The 18,514-nt window shown below is 67.3% G+C and carries 18 protein-coding genes; 13 read left to right on the top strand and 5 right to left on the bottom strand.

What is annotated here, in order from left to right:
* The first annotated feature begins 28 nt into the window (after window positions 1–28).
* From TQ38_RS15805 to TQ38_RS15820, 4 genes are all read left to right on the top strand, one after another.
* Window positions 29–346, top strand: a complete 318-nt coding sequence (locus TQ38_RS15805) for a heavy metal-binding domain-containing protein (protein WP_043977106.1) — start codon at window positions 29–31, stop codon at window positions 344–346.
* A gap of 139 nt (window positions 347–485) precedes the next feature.
* Complete coding sequence (locus TQ38_RS15810) at window positions 486–1,250, top strand: YebC/PmpR family DNA-binding transcriptional regulator (protein ID WP_043977107.1); 765 nt, start codon at window positions 486–488, stop codon at window positions 1,248–1,250.
* Between the two features lie 307 nt (window positions 1,251–1,557).
* Window positions 1,558–2,034 carry a crossover junction endodeoxyribonuclease RuvC gene (gene ruvC, locus TQ38_RS15815; protein ID WP_043977109.1) on the top strand — a complete coding sequence of 159 codons (477 nt, stop codon included), beginning with the start codon at window positions 1,558–1,560 and terminating at the stop codon, window positions 2,032–2,034.
* A gap of 140 nt (window positions 2,035–2,174) precedes the next feature.
* The gene (locus tag TQ38_RS15820; RefSeq protein ID WP_043977112.1) at window positions 2,175–3,935 is read left to right on the top strand and encodes a cation:proton antiporter; all 1,761 of its coding nucleotides are present in this window, start codon (window positions 2,175–2,177) and stop codon (window positions 3,933–3,935) included.
* A 24-nt stretch (window positions 3,936–3,959) separates the two neighbouring features.
* Here TQ38_RS15820 and TQ38_RS15825 read toward each other — a convergent pair whose 3' ends face one another.
* Together TQ38_RS15825 and TQ38_RS15830 are read right to left on the bottom strand one after the other, a co-directional pair.
* A complete protein-coding gene (locus tag TQ38_RS15825) occupies window positions 3,960–4,355 on the bottom strand; it encodes a thioesterase family protein (protein WP_043977114.1) in 396 nt (131 codons plus the stop codon).
* Window positions 4,352–6,442 carry a S9 family peptidase gene (locus TQ38_RS15830; protein WP_043977116.1) on the bottom strand — a complete coding sequence of 697 codons (2,091 nt, stop codon included), beginning with the start codon at window positions 6,440–6,442 and terminating at the stop codon, window positions 4,352–4,354. The genes TQ38_RS15825 and TQ38_RS15830 overlap by 4 nt, the downstream gene beginning before the upstream one ends.
* A gap of 42 nt (window positions 6,443–6,484) precedes the next feature.
* Here TQ38_RS15830 and TQ38_RS15835 point away from each other — a divergent pair, with 42 nt between their 5' ends.
* The 5 genes from TQ38_RS15835 (at window position 6,485) to TQ38_RS15855 (ending at window position 11,849) form a co-directional block, all read left to right on the top strand.
* Window positions 6,485–8,305 carry an aminopeptidase P family protein gene (locus TQ38_RS15835; protein ID WP_240197907.1) on the top strand — a complete coding sequence of 607 codons (1,821 nt, stop codon included), beginning with the start codon at window positions 6,485–6,487 and terminating at the stop codon, window positions 8,303–8,305.
* 1 nt (window position 8,306) lies between these two features.
* Window positions 8,307–8,708 (top strand): cupin domain-containing protein, encoded by a 402-nt coding sequence (locus TQ38_RS15840; RefSeq protein WP_043977117.1) that lies wholly within the window; start codon window positions 8,307–8,309, stop codon window positions 8,706–8,708.
* A 197-nt stretch (window positions 8,709–8,905) separates the two neighbouring features.
* Window positions 8,906–9,622 carry an EF-hand domain-containing protein gene (locus tag TQ38_RS15845; RefSeq protein ID WP_043977119.1) on the top strand — a complete coding sequence of 239 codons (717 nt, stop codon included), beginning with the start codon at window positions 8,906–8,908 and terminating at the stop codon, window positions 9,620–9,622.
* 29 nt (window positions 9,623–9,651) lie between these two features.
* The gene (locus TQ38_RS15850) at window positions 9,652–10,407 is read left to right on the top strand and encodes a response regulator (protein ID WP_043977121.1); all 756 of its coding nucleotides are present in this window, start codon (window positions 9,652–9,654) and stop codon (window positions 10,405–10,407) included.
* A gap of 11 nt (window positions 10,408–10,418) precedes the next feature.
* Entirely contained in the window at window positions 10,419–11,849 is a 1,431-nt protein-coding gene (locus tag TQ38_RS15855; RefSeq protein WP_240197908.1) for a HAMP domain-containing sensor histidine kinase, read from the top strand.
* 43 nt (window positions 11,850–11,892) lie between these two features.
* On the opposite strand, the gene TQ38_RS15860 is transcribed toward TQ38_RS15855, so the two are convergent.
* A complete protein-coding gene (locus TQ38_RS15860) occupies window positions 11,893–13,491 on the bottom strand; it encodes a helicase HerA-like domain-containing protein (protein WP_043977123.1) in 1,599 nt (532 codons plus the stop codon).
* Window positions 13,492–13,605: 114 nt separating this feature from the next.
* On the opposite strand from TQ38_RS15860, the gene pabB reads away from it, so the two are divergent.
* From pabB to arfB, 4 genes are all read left to right on the top strand, one after another.
* Window positions 13,606–15,435, top strand: a complete 1,830-nt coding sequence (gene pabB, locus TQ38_RS15865) for an aminodeoxychorismate synthase component I (RefSeq protein WP_043977125.1) — start codon at window positions 13,606–13,608, stop codon at window positions 15,433–15,435.
* The gene (locus tag TQ38_RS15870) at window positions 15,435–16,601 is read left to right on the top strand and encodes a pyridoxal phosphate-dependent aminotransferase (protein ID WP_043977127.1); all 1,167 of its coding nucleotides are present in this window, start codon (window positions 15,435–15,437) and stop codon (window positions 16,599–16,601) included. The genes pabB and TQ38_RS15870 overlap by 1 nt, the downstream gene beginning before the upstream one ends.
* A gap of 108 nt (window positions 16,602–16,709) precedes the next feature.
* The gene (locus TQ38_RS15875; protein ID WP_043977129.1) at window positions 16,710–17,405 is read left to right on the top strand and encodes an RluA family pseudouridine synthase; all 696 of its coding nucleotides are present in this window, start codon (window positions 16,710–16,712) and stop codon (window positions 17,403–17,405) included.
* A complete protein-coding gene (gene arfB / locus TQ38_RS15880) occupies window positions 17,398–17,805 on the top strand; it encodes an alternative ribosome rescue aminoacyl-tRNA hydrolase ArfB (protein WP_043977130.1) in 408 nt (135 codons plus the stop codon). The genes TQ38_RS15875 and arfB overlap by 8 nt, the downstream gene beginning before the upstream one ends.
* Window positions 17,806–17,808: 3 nt before the next feature.
* Here the strand turns inward: arfB and TQ38_RS15885 are convergent, their stop codons facing one another.
* Together TQ38_RS15885 and TQ38_RS15890 are read right to left on the bottom strand one after the other, a co-directional pair.
* Window positions 17,809–18,018 (bottom strand): hypothetical protein, encoded by a 210-nt coding sequence (locus TQ38_RS15885; RefSeq protein ID WP_043977132.1) that lies wholly within the window; start codon window positions 18,016–18,018, stop codon window positions 17,809–17,811.
* A gap of 38 nt (window positions 18,019–18,056) precedes the next feature.
* Window positions 18,057–18,446, bottom strand: coding sequence for a DUF4112 domain-containing protein (locus tag TQ38_RS15890; protein WP_043977134.1), 390 nt, complete (start codon window positions 18,444–18,446; stop codon window positions 18,057–18,059).
* Window positions 18,447–18,514: the final 68 nt, after the last annotated feature.

Below are 18,514 nucleotides of genomic sequence, written 5' to 3' on the forward strand. Positions count from 1 at the left end.
TCGCCCTTCGCATCGAGGGAGAGCATTCGTGATCGTCACCACCACCCCCACCGTCGAAGGCCGCCCGGTCCGCGACTACCTTGGCATCGTCACCGGCGAGGTCATCGTGGGGGCCAACCTGTTTCGCGATATCTTCGCCGCCGTCACCGATCTGGTCGGCGGGCGTTCGGGCAAGTACGAGCAGGTCCTGCAGCGTGCCCGCCGCGAGGCACTGGCCGAAATGGAGGCCGAAGCCGCAAGGCTGGGCGGCAACGCGGTGGTCGGCGTGGATATCGATTACGAGGTGATCGGCTCGAAAGGCTCCATGCTGATGGTAAGCTGTTCCGGCACGGCGGTGGCGCTCTAGCGCGTCAAGAACGGCCCGGGGGGCCTTGCGCGGTTGCCCTTGCCCCCCGGCGTGTTGTAAGGGCCGCGCCACCTTATTCATCGACACCCGCCGCGTCCTCACCGGACCCTCAGGCGGCGGGCAGACAGCGAGCGGACCCATGGCAGGCCATTCCAAATTCAAGAACATCATGCACCGCAAGGGTGCGCAGGATAAGAAGCGCTCGGCGCAGTTCAGCAAGCTGAGCCGCGAAATCACCGTCGCGGCCAAGATGGGCCTGCCCGACCCGGACATGAACCCGCGCCTGCGCGCGGCGGTCAACGCCGCCAAGGTGCAGTCCATGCCCAAGGACAACATCCAGCGCGCCATCGACAAGGCGAGCAAGGGCGACGCCGAAAACTACGAGGAAGTGCGCTACGAAGGCTACGGCCCCAGCGGCATCGCCATCATCGTCGAGGCCCTGACCGACAACCGCAACCGCACCGCCACCAACGTGCGCACCGCCTTCGCCAAGAACGGCGGCAACCTTGGCGCCACCGGCGCGGTCTCGCACGGCTTCGAACGCCTTGGCCTGATCGAATATCCCAGCAAGGTCGGCGATGAGGACAAGGTCCTCGAAGCCGCGATCGAAGCCGGCGCCGACGACGTGCAGAGCGACATGGGCGATGGCGACGAGAATCCCGGCGGCCACCAGATCTGGGTCTCGGTCGATTCGCTGCACGAAGTCGCCCGCGAACTGGAAAAGGTCCTTGGCGAAGCCGACGGCGTGAAGCTGGCGTGGAAGCCCACCCTGACCGTCGACGTCGATGCCGACACCGTGGGCACGCTGATGAAGCTGGTCGACACCCTGGAAGAAGACGACGACGTCCAGAGCGTCTGGGGCAACTACGAAATCTCCGACGAAGTGATGGAAACGCTGGGTTGATCCAGACGGGTGGGAATTGGGCTGGCGGGGACAGGGCGGGGGGCTTCGACAAGCTCAGCCTGAGCGGGATCGAGAGGGCACCTCTCACCCCCCTCAGGCAAACATATCCCCTCCCCCCGCTCAGGCTGGGCCTGTCGAAGCCCCCCATGCCATCAAATCCGCTCAGGCTAAGCTTGTCGAAGCCTCCCATGCCATCAAATCCGCTCAGGCTGAGCCTGTCGAAGCCTCCCATGCCATCAAATCCGCTCAGGCTGAGCTTGTCGAAGCCCCGGCCCCCCGGCACCAGCCTCGCCCCGAGCGCCGCCGCATGATAATCATCGGCATCGACCCCGGCCTGACCTGCACCGGCTGGGGCATCGTCGCCAAAAGCGGCAGCCGGCTGTCCCATGTCGCCAACGGCCAGATCCGCACGGACGCGAAGGCGGGTATGGCCGAACGTCTGGTCGAACTCGACGCCGGGCTGACCGACGTGATCCTCCACCACCGGCCCGATACGGGCGCGGTGGAGGAAGTTTTCGTCAACGTGAACCCGCAGTCCACCCTCAAGCTGGGGCAGGCGCGCGGCGTCGCGATGCTCAGCCTGGCGCGCGCCGGGATGCCGGTGGCGGAATACTCGACCAAGGTCATCAAGAAGGCGCTGGTCGGCACTGGCGGCGCGGACAAGAAGCAGATCCAGGCCATGCTCAAGGTGCTGCTGCCCGGCGTGAAGCTGGCGGGAGAGGACGCCTCGGATGCGCTGGCGGTGGCGATCACCCATGCCAACATGCTGGGCAGCCACAGGTAGACCCCGAACTGAAAAGACCCGGGGCCATCGCCCTTGCTCCAATCCTTGTGTTCCCGCCAACGCATGGTTGGAATGCGGCGCCGCCGTCCCTAAGATGACGGCGCGCAAACGCTCCCCGAATACAGTCTCGAAGGGTTTCGATGGAAGAACATGCTCAGGATTTCCTGCTGCGGGACGGGTTCCTGCTGCTGGGCACCGCGCTCATTTTCGTGCTGCTGTTCCGGCGGCTGGGGCTGGGTGCCACGCTGGGATTCCTGCTCTCGGGCGCGGTCCTGGGGCCTTATGTCCTCAACCTGGTCGGCGATCCCGAAAGCAAGCTGGGCATCGCGGAGCTGGGCATCACCCTGCTACTGTTCATCGTCGGCCTCGAACTAGCCCCGCCGCGCCTGTGGCGGATGCGGCACGAGATTTTCGGGCTGGGGCTGCTGCAGGTGGCGCTGTGCGGCATTGCGGTGACGGCAGTGATCTACTTCTTCACCGGGTTCAGCCTGCAGGCTTCGCTGGCGCTGGGGCTGCCGCTGGGGCTTTCCTCCACCGCGCAGGTCCTGCCGATGCTGCAAAGCGCCGGGCGCCTGCACACCCCGTTCGGCGAGCGGTCGTTTGCGATCCTGTTGTTCCAGGACCTCTCGATCATCCCGCTCATCACGATCATCGCCGCGATGAACCGCAACCCCGCGCTGCCCGCCGGGCCTCCGGGCTGGGTGCTGGCGCTGGAGACCGGCGCGGCCATCGCCGGGCTGATCCTGGCGGGGCGTTTCGCCATCCGCCCGCTGTTCCGTCTGATCGGCAACCTGGGCGAGCGCGAGATGTTCGTCTTCGCCGCCCTGTTCACGGTGATCGCCAGCGCGGCGCTGATGCAGGCGCTTGGGCTGTCGACCGCGCTGGGCGCCTTCATCGCCGGGGTCATGCTGGCCGATTCGCCCTACCGGCATGAACTGGAAGCCGATGTCGAGCCGTTCCGCTCGATCCTGCTGGGCCTGTTCTTCATGTCGGTGGGCATGATGCTGGACCTTTCCGCCATCGCCGAGCGGCCGCTGTTCGTCATCTCGATGGCGCTGGCGCTGATCGCGGTGAAGTCCACCATCATCTTCCTGCTCGGCCTTGCCTTCCGAATGGAGTGGCGCAGCGCGCTGGCGCTCGGCCTGCTGCTCAGCCAGGGCGGCGAATTCGCCTTCGTGCTGTTTGCCCAGGCCAGCAACGCGATGCTGGTGGACGGCGGCGCCACCAGCCTGTTCAGCGCCATCGTCACCCTGTCGATGGTCACCACCCCGTTCCTGATGATGGCCACCCGCCGCATCCGCGAACGTCCGCCCAGCACCGAGGAGCGCGAGGCCCCGCAGGACGACGGCGCCAATGCGCTCATCGTCGGCTACGGCCGCTTCGGGCAGACGGTGGCGCAGATGCTGATCGCCGCCGACATCGAGGTGACGCTGATCGACACCGACATCGAGATGATCGACGTGGCCAGCGGCTTCGGCGCCAAGGTCTACTTCGGCGACGGCACCCGTATCGACCTGCTGCGCCAGGCCGGCGGCGCGGAGGCCGAACTGATCGTGTTCTGCATCGACGGCGATCAGTTGAGCGAAGCCTTCCTCCACGCCGTCCACCAGGCCTTCCCCCGCGCCGAAATCCACGCCCGCGTATTCGACCGCCGCGCATTGCTGCGCCTCAAGGACGCGCCGCTGAAATCGATGGCGCGCGAGGTAAAGGAATCCGCCGCACTCCTCGCCCGCAACGCGCTGGAGGGGCTGGGCCTCTCGCTGGAGGAGATCGAGCGGGCCGAAAACGCCTACCTGGCCAGCGACAGGGAGCGGCTCTCGCTACAGAAGGAATCGGGAGACCTGCGCACCGCGCGCGATCACATCATCACCCAGCGCACGCGGGAGCCGAGGGGGACGTAATTCCTCCCCGGTACGGGGGAGGAATTAACCCACGAACGGCGCCGCCACTTCCGGCGGCACGCGCATCAGCCGGCCCGAGGCGATGTCGATCATCGCCCAGGTGGTGCGGGCCGAGACGATCACCTTGCCCGCCGCGTTGCGGAACTCCACGCGGCGGTCGAAACGGGCGCCGCTGGGGCCTTCGGGGATGAAGGTTTCGCCCGTCACGCTTTCGCCCTCGCGGATGTTGCCCCGGTAGTCGATCTCGTGGCGGGTCACGAGCCAGGCGTATTTCGCCTGATGTTCGGCCGGGGCGAGCGCGGCCCAGTGCGCGCCCGCCATCGCCTCCATCCACTGCACCCAGACCGCATTGTTGACGTGGCCCATGATGTCGATGTGCTCAGGGGACGCCGTGAAGGTCAGGGTGAAGTGCTCACTCACCCCTCGATACCCATCTGCCACAGGATGAAGGCGAATTCCTCCGCCGTTTCCTTGAGGCTTTCGAACCGGCCCGACTTGCCGCCGTGGCCCGCGCCCATGTTGGTCTTGAGGATCAGTTCGTTGTCGTCGGTCTTGAGTTCGCGCAGGCGCGCCACCCACTTGGCCGGCTCCCAATAGGTCACGCGCGGGTCGTTGAGCCCGGCGGTCACCATCAGCGGCGGATAGCCTTGCGCGGCTACCTGATCGTAGGGGCTGTAGCTGGCGATCAGCTCGAACGCGGCCTTGTCCTCGATCGGGTTGCCCCATTCCGGCCACTCGCCCGGCGTCAGCGGCAGCGTGTCGTCCAGCATCGTGTTCAGCACGTCGACGAAGGGCACATGCGCCACCACCGCGCCGAACAGGTCGGGGTCGGAGTTGATGACCGCACCCATCAGTTCCCCGCCGGCAGAGCCGCCCGAGATGCTGATCTTTCCGGCCGAAGTGAAGCCGCGCTCCACCAGGCCCTTCGCCACGTCGACGAAGTCGTTGAAGGTGTTGGTGCGCCGCTCCAGCTTGCCGGCCTTGTACCAGGCGCGGCCCATGTCGTCGCCGCCGCGGATGTGAGCGATGGCATAGGCGAACCCGCGATCGACCAGGCTAAGGCGCGTCGTCGAGAAACCGGGGTCGATGCTGATGCCGTAAGCGCCGTAGCCATAGAGATGCAGCGGCCCCGCGCCGCCGCCCGTATCGGCCCGGTCGCGGCGGTAGACGATCGAAACCGGGATCGCCGTGCCGTCGCGCGCGGTGATCTCCAGACGCTCGGTGGCATAGAGCGAGGCGTCGTAGCCCGAGGGGATTTCCTGGACCTTGAGCGTCTCCAGCGTGCGCGCGGCCACGTCATAGTCCAGCACCGAGGCAGGCGCGACCATCGACTCGTAGCTGAGCCGCAGGGTCGTCATGTGCCATTCGGGGTTGTTCGACAATCCGGCCGAATAGCTGGCCTCGGGGAAGGCGATCGCCTCCACGCGGGATGGGTCGTCGTAGTAACGGACCTGGATCTGGTCGAGACCGGCAAGGCGGCCCTCGATCACGTAGAAATCGCGGAACAGGTCGGCGCCCAGCAGGTAGAACGCGTCCGACCCCTCGATCAGGGTGGTCCACGTACCGGGATCGGCCAGCGGCGCGGTGGCGAGGCGGAAGTTCTCGTGAGTGTCGTTGGTGTGGATGTAGAGCACGTCCTCGCGCTCGTCGACGTCGTACTCCACGCCCTTCACGCGCGCCTTCACCAGGATCTGCGGACCCAGCGGATCGGCCGCGAGGACCATGCGGCACTCGCTGGTTTCATGATCGCTGGAGCCGATCAGCAGCCACTTTTCGTTGGCCGTCAGCGAGGAGCCGACGCGGAAACCCTCGTCGTCCTCGTGGTAAAGCTCGACATCGCTTTCCAGCGGCTGGCCCAGCCAGTGCAGGCGGGCGTTGTCGGTGCGCCACTGCTCGTTGGCGAGCGAGTAGACCAGCGCCTTGTCATCCGCGACCCACACCAGCGAGGACAGCGTGCCGGGGATTTCGTCGGCCAGCAGTTCGCCCGTGGCGAGGTCCTTGATGCGAGCGGTGAAGCGCTCCGAACCGTTGTCGTCGTAGGCATAGGCCAGCAGCTTGCCGTCGGCGCTGGTCGAGATCGCGCCGAGGTTGAAATATTCCTTGCCCTCGGCCAGCGCCACTTCGTCGAGCATCAGCTCGTCCGGGCCGCCTGCGACGGGCTTGCGCCACCACTTCTTGTATTCGGCGCCTTCCTCGAACTCGATCCAGTAGAGCCAGTCGCCGTCCTTCTGCGGGACCGAGGTGTCGGCCTCCTTGATGCGGCCGCGCATTTCGGTGAACAGCGCGTCGATGCGGCCCTGATGCGCACCCATGCGCGCCTTGAACCAGTCGTTCTCCGCCTCGAGGTGGGCGAGCACTTCCTTGTCGGTCACTTCGGGATAACCGGCGTCGCGCAGCCATGCGTAATCGTCGGTCACGGTCACGCCGTGGTGGGTGATCGAATGCGGCTTTTTTGCCGCCAGCGGGGGACCGATCAGGGTCGGGGTGGAATCTGCCATGGTCACCATCTATGTTCCGCACATGACACCCGCAAGCCGGATACCTTACTCATGCTGATGAATACCCATGAAGCCCGCCTCGATGCCCTCCGCAAGGAGTTGAAGGCGCGCGGCCTAGACGGCTTCGTGATCCCGATTTCCGATGAGCACATGAGCGAATATGTCGGCGGCTATGCCCAGCGCCTCGAATGGCTGACCGGCTTTGGCGGATCGGCGGGTACGGCGGCGGTGCTGACCGATCCCACGCGAACCCCGGCGGCGGCGATGTTCGTCGACGGACGCTATACCCTGCAAGTGCGCGATCAGGTCGACGGGCGGCTCTACGCCTATGAAAGCGTGCCGCAGACCACCATCGCCGCATGGCTGGCCGTCCATGCCCCGGCAGGCGCGAAGATCGGCTACGATGCATGGCTGCACGGGTCGAAGTGGGCGCAGGCCGCCGAAAAGGCGCTGGCAGCCAAGGGCGGAAGCCTGGTGGCGGTGGACGGCAACCCCGTCGACACCGTGTGGCAGGACCGCCCGGCCCCGTCGCCCGCCCCTGCCCTCGTCCATCCCGACCGGTTCACCGGCGAGGTCAGCGAGGCCAAGCGCGCTGCCGTTTCCGAATGGCTGGCAGGGCGAAACCTGGACGCCGCCGTCATCACCGCGCTCGATTCGATCGCCTGGCTGCTCAACATTCGCGGCACCGACGTGGAACGCACGCCGGTCGCCCTGTCCTATGTCATCGCGCGCGCCGATGGCACCGCCGACCTGTTCATCGCGCCCGAGAAGGTGACAGACGACCTGCGCCGCCACCTCGGCAATGCAGTCAGCATCAAGCCGCGAGACGCGTTCGTGGGCGCCTTGCACGGCCTTTCCGGCAAGCGCGTGTCCGTCGACCCCGAGCGGGCGGTCAGCGCGATCTTCGAGGAGCTTCGCAAGGCGGGTGCCACCGTGGTCGAGGACCGCGATCCCACCGTGCTGCCCAAGGCGATCAAGAACCCGGTAGAGCAGGCCGGCCACCGCGCCGCGCAGGCCCGCGACGGCGCCGCCGTATCGCGCTTCCTGCACTGGCTCGCCGTGGAAGCGCCCAGGGGCGAAGTCACTGAAATGTCCGCCGCCGACAAGCTGCAGGCCTGCCGCCAGGAAGCGGGCGACCTGCGCGACCTGTCGTTCGACACGATTTCGGGCGCGGGGCCGAACGGCGCCGTCGTCCACTACCGCGTTTCGGAGGAGACCAACCGCACGCTGGAGGCCAATTCGGTCTACCTCGTCGATTCGGGCGGTCAGTACCCCGATGGCACCACCGACATCACCCGCACCGTCTGGGTCGGCCCGGATGCGCCGGGACCGGAAGTGAAGGACCGCTTCACCCGCGTGCTCAAGGGCCACATCGCCCTCGCCTCCGCGGTGTTCCCCAAGGGGACTGCGGGCAGCCAGCTCGACGTGCTGGCGCGGATGCCGCTGTGGCAGGCCGGGCTGGACTATGCCCACGGCACCGGCCACGGCGTGGGCAGCTTCCTGTCGGTCCACGAAGGCCCGCAGCGCATCGCCAAGTCGGCGGGCGGCCAGCCCGGCGGCGACCAGCCGCTGCTGGCCGGCATGTTCCTTTCCAACGAACCGGGCTATTACAAGACCGGCGAATACGGCATCCGGATCGAGAATCTCATCCTTGTCGAACCGCGCACGATTGCCGGCGGGGAAGGGGATTTCCTTGGCTTCGAAACGCTGACCCATGTGCCGATCGATCGCCATCTGGTCGACACCGGCCTGCTCACGGAAAAGGAGATCGCATGGTGGAATACCTATCACGCAAGGGTTCTGGAGATCGTCGGCCCGCAGCTGGAAGGCGCCGCGAAGGCCTGGCTCGAAGCGCAGTGCGTGGCGCTGTGACATGACCGCCCGGGCGCATGACCTTCGCACCCATCCGGTCCACCTTGGCCTGGGCGCGAAGGCCGTCGCCCAGCCGGCCTTCACCGGCATGGAATGGTACGCCGCCTACGCCGAGCGCAACGCGGCGGACGGCGGCGAGGGCCGCCTCGTCTCGATGTACGATTTCACATCGGACTGGGACGTGTGGGAAATGCACCCCAGCGGCGACGAACTGGTGGTGTGCCTTTCCGGCGAACTGACGCTGATCCAGGAAGGGCCGGACGGCAGCCTCCATTCCGAGACGATCACCGCTGGCCAGTACCTCATCAATCCGGCGGGCACATGGCACACCGCGAATGTCGCAGCGGCGGCCAGCGTGTTGTTCGTCACCGCCGGAGAAGGTACGCAAGGCCGCCCGCGCTGAACGGCCGTTCATTGGCTTTGCGGCCAGCTGAACAGCCCCCGACGAATGAGACAATTGGCGACAATAATCGCCTGGCCCGGCATAACTGCGCGACAAAACGCGTCTAGAACAGTTCTCAGAGAGCCGCGGGGCAGTTCTTCCCCCTCGTACCTGCGTCTCGCGGTTCTCATCCATTTTTCTGTTCGGGACACACGCTCATGACAATCTCCATCAAGAAACTGGCGCTGGGGCTTTCGGTCGCGGCTCTCTCCATCGGCGGCGTTGCCTGCGCCCAGGCGCCTGCCGCGCCGGAGCGCCCCGGCCACGAACGGCCGAAAGTCGACGCCAACGGCGATGGCATCATCACCCGCGCCGAAGCCCAGGCCGCCGCTACCGCGATGTTCACGAAGCTGGACGTCAACAAGGACGGCAAGATCGATCAGGCCGACCGCGAACTGGCCCGCCAGCAGAAGCGCGAAGGCCATTTCGCCAAGCTCGACACCAACAAGGACGGCTCGATCTCGAAGGCCGAATTCATGGCCGACAGGGGCCCCGAAGGTCGCGGCCGTGGCCCCGGCATGGACGGCCCCCCGCCGCCTCCGGGTGACATGGGCAAGGACGGCCCCGGCAGGGATGGCCCGCGCGGCGAAGGCCGGGGCGATCACGGCAAGCGCGGCGGTCACGGCCACGGCTTTGGCGGCGGCCGGATGGGCGGCGGCATGATGGGCATGGTCCACGATGCCGACACCAACAAGGACGGCGCCATCAGCAAGGACGAGTTCATGGCCGCCGCCATGAAGCGCTTCGATGCCGCCGACACCAACCACGACGGCAAGGTGACCAAGGAAGAAAAGCAGGCCGCCCGCACCGCCATGAAGGCCCAGTGGGATGCTAAGCGGGATGCAAAGCGGGCTGACAAGAAAGCCGGAAACTGACAGGACGGCGCGGTGATCAAGGATTTGCCATGAACGATACCGCGCCCTCCCCCGCACCGGCCAAGCTGCTCCTCGTCGACGACGAAGCAGCACTGCGCGAACCTCTGGGCGACTATCTGTCGCGGCAGGGGTTCGCCGTCGTCCAGTGCTCCAGCGCGGCCGAGGCCCGCTCGCGCCTGCGCGATGCACCGCATGAAGGGCCGTTCGACCTCGTCCTGCTCGACATCATGATGCCCGGCGAGGACGGTCTTTCGCTGTGCCGCCATCTGGTCGAGACCCAGGACCTGCCGGTGATCTTCCTCACCGCGCGCGGCGAGGCGACCGACCGTATCGTCGGCCTCGAAATCGGCGCCGACGACTACGTGGTGAAGCCTTTCGAGCCGCGCGAGCTGGTTGCCCGCATCCGCAGCGTCCTGCGCCGCGCCTCGCGCAATGGCCCGGCGCCGACTGAGAACGAAGCCTTCGAATTCGAAGGCTGGCGCCTCGACCCGCTCAAGCGCCGCCTGATCGACCAGGAGGGCGCGATCGTCGCGATCTCCTCGGTGGAATTCCGCCTGCTGCTGGCCTTCCTCGAACACCCCCGGCAGGTGCTCAACCGCGACCGCCTGCTCGACATGGTGCAGGGCCGCGAGGCGCACCTGTTCGACCGTGCGGTGGACAACCAGGTCAGCCGCCTGCGCCGCAAGGTGGAAGTAGACAGCCGCAACCCGCAGCTGATCCAGACCGTGTGGGGCGGCGGCTACATGCTGGCCACCGATGTGCGCCGCGTGGTGCTGGACGACTGATGCAGATGCAGATGCCGCGTCTTTCCTCCCTGCAACCCAAGAGCCTGATGGGCCAGATGCTGCTGGCGGTCGCCGCCGCGCTGCTGCTGGTGCAGGGCATCGGCGCCATCCTGGTCTACCGCGCCCAGCGCGAGAGCTACGAGGTGGGCATGGTCAATGCCGCCGCCTTCCGCCTGATCGCCGAGACGCGTGGCCGAAGCGGCGTCGGCCACATCGGCGGTCACGAACGCCCCCCCTTCCCGGGCCCGCCCTTGCGCGGTTTTCCGCTGAAAACCAGCTCTGAATCGCCAGCAGCCCCCGGCGAGGCGCGCGACAGCCGGGCAGAAGCACGGCTGCAGCGCATTCTGACCGAACAGGAATTCCCATCGTCCGGCATCGTCGTGGTCCACCGCACGGTCCGCAGCGATCCCGTCGGCCACGACAACACCCTGAAGTGGGCCGCGCACCGGGGGAAAAATGAACGCCAGATCGCCGACCGGATGGACGACCACCTTCTCGTCGTCGGCGTAAAGCAGCCTGCCGGCGGCGTCTGGACGGTCGTGCGGATCCGCTCTCCCCGCGACGCGAACATGCTGGTCCAGCCGCTGATCGTGCAGACGCTGATTATCTATCTGGTGCTGGTGGGTGCGGTGGCGCTGATCCTGCGCCGGATCACCCGGCCGCTGGCGGCGCTTACCCGCCGGGTCGAACAGTTCGCCGTCGCCCCCGGCTCGGTCGGCCAGCTCGACCCCAGCGGGCCTGAGGACATGCGCCACCTGATCGTCGCGCATAACGCGATGGAGGCCCGCATCGTCGCCATGCTGGACGAGAAGGACGTGATGCTCGGCGCCATCGGCCACGATCTCAAGACCCCGCTGGCGGCGCTGCGCGTGCGCATCGAATCGGTCGAGGACGACAACGAGCGCGGCCGCATGGCCCGCACCATCGAGGATATCGTGCGCACCCTCGACGACATCCTCTCGCTGGCCCGTGTCGGCCGCCCGAGCGACCCGCGCGAACGCACCGAACTGTCCGCCCTCGTCGCCTCGGTAGTCGAGGAGTACGAGGACATGGGAGAGCCGGTGGAACTGGGCGATACCCAGCGCATCGTCCTGGAACTGCGCTCCACCTGGATGCGGCGCGCCCTGCGCAACCTGATCGGCAACGCCCTGCGCTACGGCCAGCGCGCCCGCGTGACCCTGGTGCGCGAGGGCGGCAGCGCCGTCATCCTGATCGAGGACGACGGCCCCGGCATCCCGGACGACACCATCGAGGATATGATGAACCCCTTCGTGCGCGGCGATCCCTCGCGCAATTCCACCACCGGCGGCGCGGGCCTCGGCCTTGCCCTGGCCCGCGCGATCGCCGACCAGCACGGCGGCGCGCTGATCCTGGCGAACCGCCTGTCGGCTGCTGGGACGGTGGAGGGTCTTACCGCAAGGCTGGAAATACCCGTTGGTTAAAGCTGGTGCGGTAGAATGGGCTTTCGCCCATTCTCAAACAGTCTCAGCGCATCAGCCCGCCGATGAGGTTGCGCGCGAAGCGGCCCAGCCCCGGGAAACCGATAGCCCGGCCCAGCGTATCGCCCACGGTGCCGGCAACCGCGCTGGCGGCGGAAGCCTTGGGGCTGGCGCGGCTGGTCTTGCTCTGCATCGTCTGCGCCAGGATCGAGCCGGCGCTGGCTGCAGCCGCACCGGCAGCAGCCTTGGCCACCTTGCCGCCGATGCCGTCCCACAGGCCGGGGCTCTTGCGTTCCTGCTTGCCGACTTCCTCCTTGCCCTTCACCGCCACTTCCTGCGCGGTTGCGGCAGCGTCCGCGGCCTTGGCGGCCAGCACTTCCTCGGCGCTCTCGCGGTTGATGCGGGTGTCGTACTTGCCCTCTACCGGGCTGATCGACTGGACAATGGCGCGTTCCTTGGTCTCGATCGGCCCCAGCCGCGAGCGCGGCGGCGCCACCAAGGTGCGCTGCACCACGCTAGGCGAACCGTCATCGGCAAGGGTGGAAACTAGCGCCTCGCCCACCTTCAGTTCGGTGATCGCGGTCTCGACGTCGAGATCGGGGTTGATGCGGAACGTGTCCGCCGCCGCCCGAATCGCCTTCTTGTCGCGCGGGGTGAAGGCGCGCAGCGCGTGCTGCACGCGGTTGCCCAGCTGGCCGGCAATGGCCTCGGGGATATCGATCGGGTTCTGCGTCACGAAGTACACGCCCACGCCCTTCGAGCGGACCAGACGCACCACCTGCTCCACCTTGTCCGTCAACGCCTTGGGGGCATCGTCGAACAGCAGGTGTGCCTCGTCGAAGAAGAACACCAGCTTGGGCTTGTCGGGATCGCCCACTTCGGGAAGCACCTCGAACAGCTCGGACAGCAGCCACAGCAGGAAGGTGGCGTACAGCTTCGGGCTGCGCATCAGCTTGTCGGCGGCAAGGACGTTGATGTAACCGCGCCCCTTCTCGTCGCAGCGGATGAAATCGGCGATCTCCAGCGCCGGTTCGCCAAAGAACTGCGCGGCGCCCTGGCTGTCGAGCGACAGGAGCTGGCGCTGGATCGTGCCGACGCTGGCCTTGGTGACATTGCCGTACTTGGCCGAAAGCTCGGAGGCATGTTCGGCGGTATAGGCCAGCATCGCCTGGAGATCCTCCAGGTCCAGCAGCAGCAGCCCCTGCTCGTCGGCAAAGCGGAAGACGATGTTGAGCACGCCTTCCTGCGTATCGTTCAGGTCCATCAGCCGGGCCAGCAGCAGCGGCCCCATTTCCGAGATGGTGGTGCGCACCGGATGGCCCTGCTCGCCGTAGATATCCCAGAACACCGCCGGATTATCGGAGTATCCGTAATCGGTGATGCCGATCTCCTTGGCGCGCGCTTCCAGGATCGCGGCGTTTTTGAACTGCGGGCTGCCGGCCATGCAGATGCCGGAAAGATCGCCCTTCACGTCGGCCATGAACACCGGCACCCCGGCGGCGGAGAACTGTTCGGCGATGGTCTGCAGGGTGACGGTCTTGCCGGTGCCGGTGGCGCCCGCGATCAGCCCGTGACGATTGGCGCGGCCGAGGCGAAGGACCTGCCGTTCGCCGTTACCGCCAAGTCCGAGAAAGATTTCGCTCATCGGCCGTCTCCAAGTTTCCCACCGGGTGTAGCGCGATCGCGGTTGATGGCAATATCGGAGAGGGCTGCGCACTTTGCCACCGGCCCGCAGTGCCGCTAAAGGCCGGGACAGCCTATGCCAGAACCCTTCATCCTCATCGATGACGCCCGCGCCGAGGGCGCCGCCGACGCCCGGCTCTACCGCGCGCCGCTGGAAACCGTCGTCGCGGTGCGGGGGGACGAGGTACCCGCCGCGCTGGAGCGTATCGAAACGCTGGTCCGCGCCGGCCGCCATGTGGCAGGCTACATCGCCTACGAAGCCGGGCTGGCGCTGGAGCCGCGCCTTGCGCACCTGCTCGCCCGGCGGACCGGCGCGGGCGGGCCGCTGCTGTGGTTCGGCGTGTTCGGCGGCTACGAGACGATCCCCGCCGCAGAAGTGCCGCAGTGGCTGGCCGACAACGCCGGTCCCGCCGCCCCGGCGATCGGCCCGCTGGAACCCCAGGTCGAATTCGCCGCCTACCGGCAGGCCTTTGACACCCTTCACGCGGCGATCGAGGCGGGGGACATCTACCAGGCCAACCTCACCTTCCCGCTGGCCGGACCGTGGCGCGGCGATCCGCTGGCGCTTTACGCCGCGATCCGCCCCAATGCGGCGGCGGGCTATGGCGGGGTGATCCACGACGGCGCCCACTGGCACCTCAGCTTCTCGCCCGAGCTGTTCTTTTCGGCGCGCGCCGGCACGATCCGGGTCAAGCCGATGAAGGGCACCCGCCCGCGCGGCCGCACCCCGCAGGAAGACGCAGCCCTGCGCGCCGATCTTGCCGCCAGCCCCAAGGACCGGGCCGAAAACCTGATGATCCTCGACCTGATGCGCAACGACCTGTCGCGCGTGGCGCAGGCAGGCAGCGTGCAGGCCCTCAGCCCGTTCAGCGTCGAAACCTATCCCACCGTCCACCAGATGGTCTCCACCGTCGAGGCCCGGCTTGCCCCTCAAACCGGCGCGGTGGATGTCCTGCGCGCGCTGTTCCCCTGCGGTTCGATCACCGGCGCGCCCAAGATCCGGGCGATGGAACTGATCGCCGCTGTGGAAGACTGGCCGCGCGGGGTCTACTGCGGCTCCATCGGCTACATCGAACCCTCTGGCGATGCGGCGTTCAATGTGGCAATCCGCACCTTGCGCCTCTCTTCCGACAGGAATGGCGGCGCAGGTGGCGGTAGAGCAGTCCTCGGGGTAGGATCGGCGATCGTCGCGGATTCTGAGGCGCTTCCCGAGTGGCGGGAGTGCCTGGTCAAAGGGGGTTTCGTGCGAGAGTCGGCAGTTCGAGCGTCTGGAGGGGCCATCTCGCCCGCCAGCTTCGACCTCATCGAGACGATGTGCTTCACGCCCGAGGCTGGCATCGCCCTTCTCGAACTTCACCTTGAAAGGATCAGCGCGAGCGCGGTCACGCTGGGCTTCGGGTTCGACCGCCACGGCGTGCGCAACGCGATCCAGGCCCTGTGCTTCGACGCCGACAAGCCTTCCAAGCTGCGTCTGGTGGTGGGCCGTACCGGCGCGTTCTCGCTGGAACTGGCGCAGGTGCCGCCGGCTTTGTCCGAACCGGCCAGCGCCGCCGTACTGCGCCTGCCGGTGGACAGCGGTGACTGGCGACTGGCCCACAAGACCAGCGACCGCGGTTTCTACGACAAGGGCCTCGCCCTCGCCAGAAACGCCGGCGCCGACGAGGCGATACTGCTGCGCGACGACGGGCTGGTCACCGAAGGCTGCTTCACCAATATCTTCGTAGAGCGGGATGGCATTTTGCTGACCCCGCCCGCAAGCCTCGGCCTTTTGCCCGGCGTACTGCGCCGCTCGCTGCTGGATTCCGGCCGGGCAAGCGAGGCGGAGCTGACGCTGGACGATCTGGCAGGGGGGTTCCTGATCGGCAACGCCCTGCGCGGCTTGATGCCGGCCCGGCTGCTCGCCTGATGCATATCTCCGCCGCCCTCTCCCGCATCGCCCCGTCGCAGACGACCGCGATGACCGACCGCGCCACCCAGCTGCGCGAGGCAGGCCGCGACATAATCTCGCTCTCGGTGGGCGAGCCGGATTTCGCCACCCCGCCCCATGTTCTTGACGCCGCCAAGGCCGCGCTCGACGGGGGTGACACCAAATACACCCCCGTCGGCGGCACCTCGCGCCTCAAGCAGGCCGCCGCGCTGCACTTCGCGCGCGACCTCGGGATCGAGGTTCCCACCTCGCAGGTAACCGTCAGCGCGGGCGGCAAGCAGGCGATCTTCCACGCCATGCTCGCCACCATAAGCGAAGGCGACGAGGCCATCGTCCCCGCGCCGTGGTGGGTCAGCTACCCGGAAATCATCCGCTTCGCCGGCGGCAAGGTCGTGCCGCTGCACACCCACGCCAAGGACAACTTCCGCTTCACCGCTGCCGACCTCGAAGCCCAGATCGGCCCGCGCACGCAGTGGCTGCTGCTCAACAGCCCCGGCAATCCGACCGGCGCCTGCTACCCGGCCGAGATGCTGCTGGGCATCGGCGAAGTGCTGCGCCATCACCCGCGCATCCTGATCCTGTCGGACGATATCTACGCGCCGATCAACTACACCGGCGCCCGCCACGCCACGCTGGCAAACCTGTGCCCCGACCTTGCCGACCGCATCCTGACGATCTCCGGCGTTTCCAAAAGCCACGCGATGACCGGCTTTCGCATCGGTGTCGCCGCCGGGCCGGAATGGCTCATCAAGGCGATGGAGCGGCTGCAGTCGCATTCCTCCGGCAATCCCTGCTCGATCAGCCAGGCCGCCGCCGTCGCCGCGTTCGAGGGCCCGCAGGAGTTCCTGGCCGAGTGGTGCGAGCGTTTTCGCGCCCGGCGCAATCTGGTGGTCGGGGCGATCAACGCGATCCCCGGCCTCTCGACCCCTACGCCTGACGGTGCGTTCTATTGCATGGTCGATGCGGCCCCGTTGATGGAGCGCTTCGGCGACGACGCGAAACTGGCGCTGCACCTGCTCGACCACGGCGTCGCCATCGTGCCCGCCTCCGCCTTCGGTCACCGCGATGGCTTCCGCATCAGCTTTGCTGCCGACGAGGCCAAGCTGGTCGAAGCCTGCAGGCGCATCGCCGAAGCCGTGGCCTGATCCTCCCCCCGGGAGCCGCAGGGTTCGACTTGAAGCGAGGTTGCGCCTAAAGAAGCGCCAACGGCCCGGCGAATGCTTCGGGGCGACGCATTTGGAAAAAGACGTACAATGGAACTGGACATCCTCTTCGAGGACGGCGAGGCGCTCGTCATCGACAAGCCCGGCGGCCTGCCGCTCGATCAGCCGCGCGCAGGCGGGCCCTGCCTCGAAGACCGGCTCGACGAGCTGAAGCTGGGCTTCCAGCGCCAGCCTTTCCCCGTCCACCGGCTGGACCGCGACACTTCGGGCTGCCTGCTGCTGGCCCGCAATCCCAAGGCGCTCAAGCGCTATTCCGCCGCCTTCGAGGAGCGCACGGTGGAAAAGCGCTACCTCGGCGTGGTCGCGGGTGAATTCGCGGACGATGAGGGTACGATCGACCTGGCATTGTCCAAGATCAGCTCGATCACCGAAGGCTGGCGGATGATCCCGGCGCGCAAGGGCAAGCCCTCGGTCACGCACTGGCGCAAGCTGGAAGTGCAAGGTGGCCTGACGCTGGTGGAGTTCCGCCCGGAAACCGGCCGTACCCACCAGATCCGCGTCCATGCGGCATCGGGCCTGGGCTTCGCGCTGCTGGGCGATCCGATCTACGGCGACGGCGCCGACACCCCGCACGGCGCGCGCCGCACGATGCTGCACGCCGCCGGCCTCACCGTGCCGCGCGGCGGCGACAAGGCGCCGATCGTGGCGGTTGCCCCCATGCCCGCAGACTTCGTGGCGCTGGGCTTCACGCCCGAAGCGGCGCCGGATGACGAGCCGGATGAATGAGGTCATAGACCGCGCGCAGGCGCTCGCGACCGAGAGCTTCATCGCCTCGACCGGGCCGGGCGGGCAGAACGTCAATAAAGTGGCGACCGCCTGCCAGCTGCGGCTGGACTGCTATGCCCTGCGCCTCAGCCCCGAGGTGTTCGCGCGGCTTAAGGAACTGGCCGGCAGCCGCATGACCCTGCGCGGCGAACTGGTCTTCACCGCGCGCCGCTTCCGCACCCAGGAAGCCAACCGCGCCGATGCCCGCGAACGCATGGTGGAGCTTCTTACCGAAGCCCACAAATTCCCGGAAAAGCGTGCGAAAAGCCGCCTTAACCGGATCGGCAAGGAACAGCGGATCAAGGGCAAGAAGCTGCGCGGCTCGGTAAAGGCCGGGCGCGGCAAGGTCAGCTTCGACTGATCTTCAGGGCGCCTTCGCGTCTTTGGGAGCCGAGGGCTGGAGCGCTGCGGACGGTGGCCTGCGCTCATCCAGCATCGCAGCGGCTTCGTCGAGCGCGCGCGCCTCGCCCATGGTGACGCCGCCCGGGCCCGGCGCGGTATCGGGCTTGGAACAGCCGCCCAGCGCCAGCAGAGCCGGAATCAGGCTGAGGGAGATCAGGCGGGCCTTTTTCATCGCCCACCCATAGCCGGGAGCGCGCCCGCGCGAAAGCGTCAGGCGTCGATCACCCGGGTATGCGGGTGATGCTTGTCGAGATGCTTGCGGATGATCTTGAGATTGCGGCTGTTCGAGCGGAACAGGAAGTCGAACAGGTCGCCCGCCACGGGGATCGCGCCCAGCACTGTGTCGAACCCGACATTGGCGGTCATGCGCGCCAGCTGCCACTTCGACATGCCCAGATTGCGCGCCTCCCACACGAGATAGAGACCCAGCGCGCCCGCGATCAGGTCACCGGCGATCGGCACCAGCCCGACCACGGCATCAAGGCCGACCTGCCGGTTGATGCCCGGCACGGTGAAGGCACGCTCCAGCACATGCTCCAGCGTCTCCACACGGCGGCGGATGGCAACGGGGTCGTTGCCGAGCGGAAGGTCGAACTCCATCCGCTTGGCGGATCGGGGGGTGGATTGAGGTCCTGTGACCAACGCATTGCCTCTCATCGAGCCGCGGC

Source organism: Novosphingobium sp. P6W (assembly GCF_000876675.2).
Classification (GTDB): Bacteria; Pseudomonadota; Alphaproteobacteria; order Sphingomonadales; family Sphingomonadaceae; genus Novosphingobium.

Bases quoted from the DNA above. Each gene is read 5' to 3' on its own strand.
- TQ38_RS15810 (WP_043977107.1), top strand. From the start codon at position 486: ATGGCAGGCCATTCCAAATTCAAGAACATCATGCACCGCAAGGGTGCG.
- ruvC (WP_043977109.1), top strand. From the start codon at position 1,558: ATGATAATCATCGGCATCGACCCCGGCCTGACCTGCACCGGCTGGGGC.
- TQ38_RS15820 (WP_043977112.1), top strand. From the start codon at position 2,175: ATGGAAGAACATGCTCAGGATTTCCTGCTGCGGGACGGGTTCCTGCTG.
- TQ38_RS15830 (WP_043977116.1), bottom strand. From the start codon at position 6,442: ATGGTGACCATGGCAGATTCCACCCCGACCCTGATCGGTCCCCCGCTG.
- TQ38_RS15835 (WP_240197907.1), top strand. From the start codon at position 6,485: ATGCTGATGAATACCCATGAAGCCCGCCTCGATGCCCTCCGCAAGGAG.
- TQ38_RS15840 (WP_043977117.1), top strand. From the start codon at position 8,307: ATGACCGCCCGGGCGCATGACCTTCGCACCCATCCGGTCCACCTTGGC.
- TQ38_RS15845 (WP_043977119.1), top strand. From the start codon at position 8,906: ATGACAATCTCCATCAAGAAACTGGCGCTGGGGCTTTCGGTCGCGGCT.
- TQ38_RS15850 (WP_043977121.1), top strand. From the start codon at position 9,652: ATGAACGATACCGCGCCCTCCCCCGCACCGGCCAAGCTGCTCCTCGTC.
- TQ38_RS15855 (WP_240197908.1), top strand. From the start codon at position 10,419: ATGCCGCGTCTTTCCTCCCTGCAACCCAAGAGCCTGATGGGCCAGATG.
- TQ38_RS15860 (WP_043977123.1), bottom strand. From the start codon at position 13,491: ATGAGCGAAATCTTTCTCGGACTTGGCGGTAACGGCGAACGGCAGGTC.
- pabB (WP_043977125.1), top strand. From the start codon at position 13,606: ATGCCAGAACCCTTCATCCTCATCGATGACGCCCGCGCCGAGGGCGCC.
- TQ38_RS15870 (WP_043977127.1), top strand. From the start codon at position 15,435: ATGCATATCTCCGCCGCCCTCTCCCGCATCGCCCCGTCGCAGACGACC.
- TQ38_RS15875 (WP_043977129.1), top strand. From the start codon at position 16,710: ATGGAACTGGACATCCTCTTCGAGGACGGCGAGGCGCTCGTCATCGAC.
- arfB (WP_043977130.1), top strand. From the start codon at position 17,398: ATGAATGAGGTCATAGACCGCGCGCAGGCGCTCGCGACCGAGAGCTTC.
- TQ38_RS15885 (WP_043977132.1), bottom strand. From the start codon at position 18,018: ATGAAAAAGGCCCGCCTGATCTCCCTCAGCCTGATTCCGGCTCTGCTG.
- TQ38_RS15890 (WP_043977134.1), bottom strand. From the start codon at position 18,446: ATGGAGTTCGACCTTCCGCTCGGCAACGACCCCGTTGCCATCCGCCGC.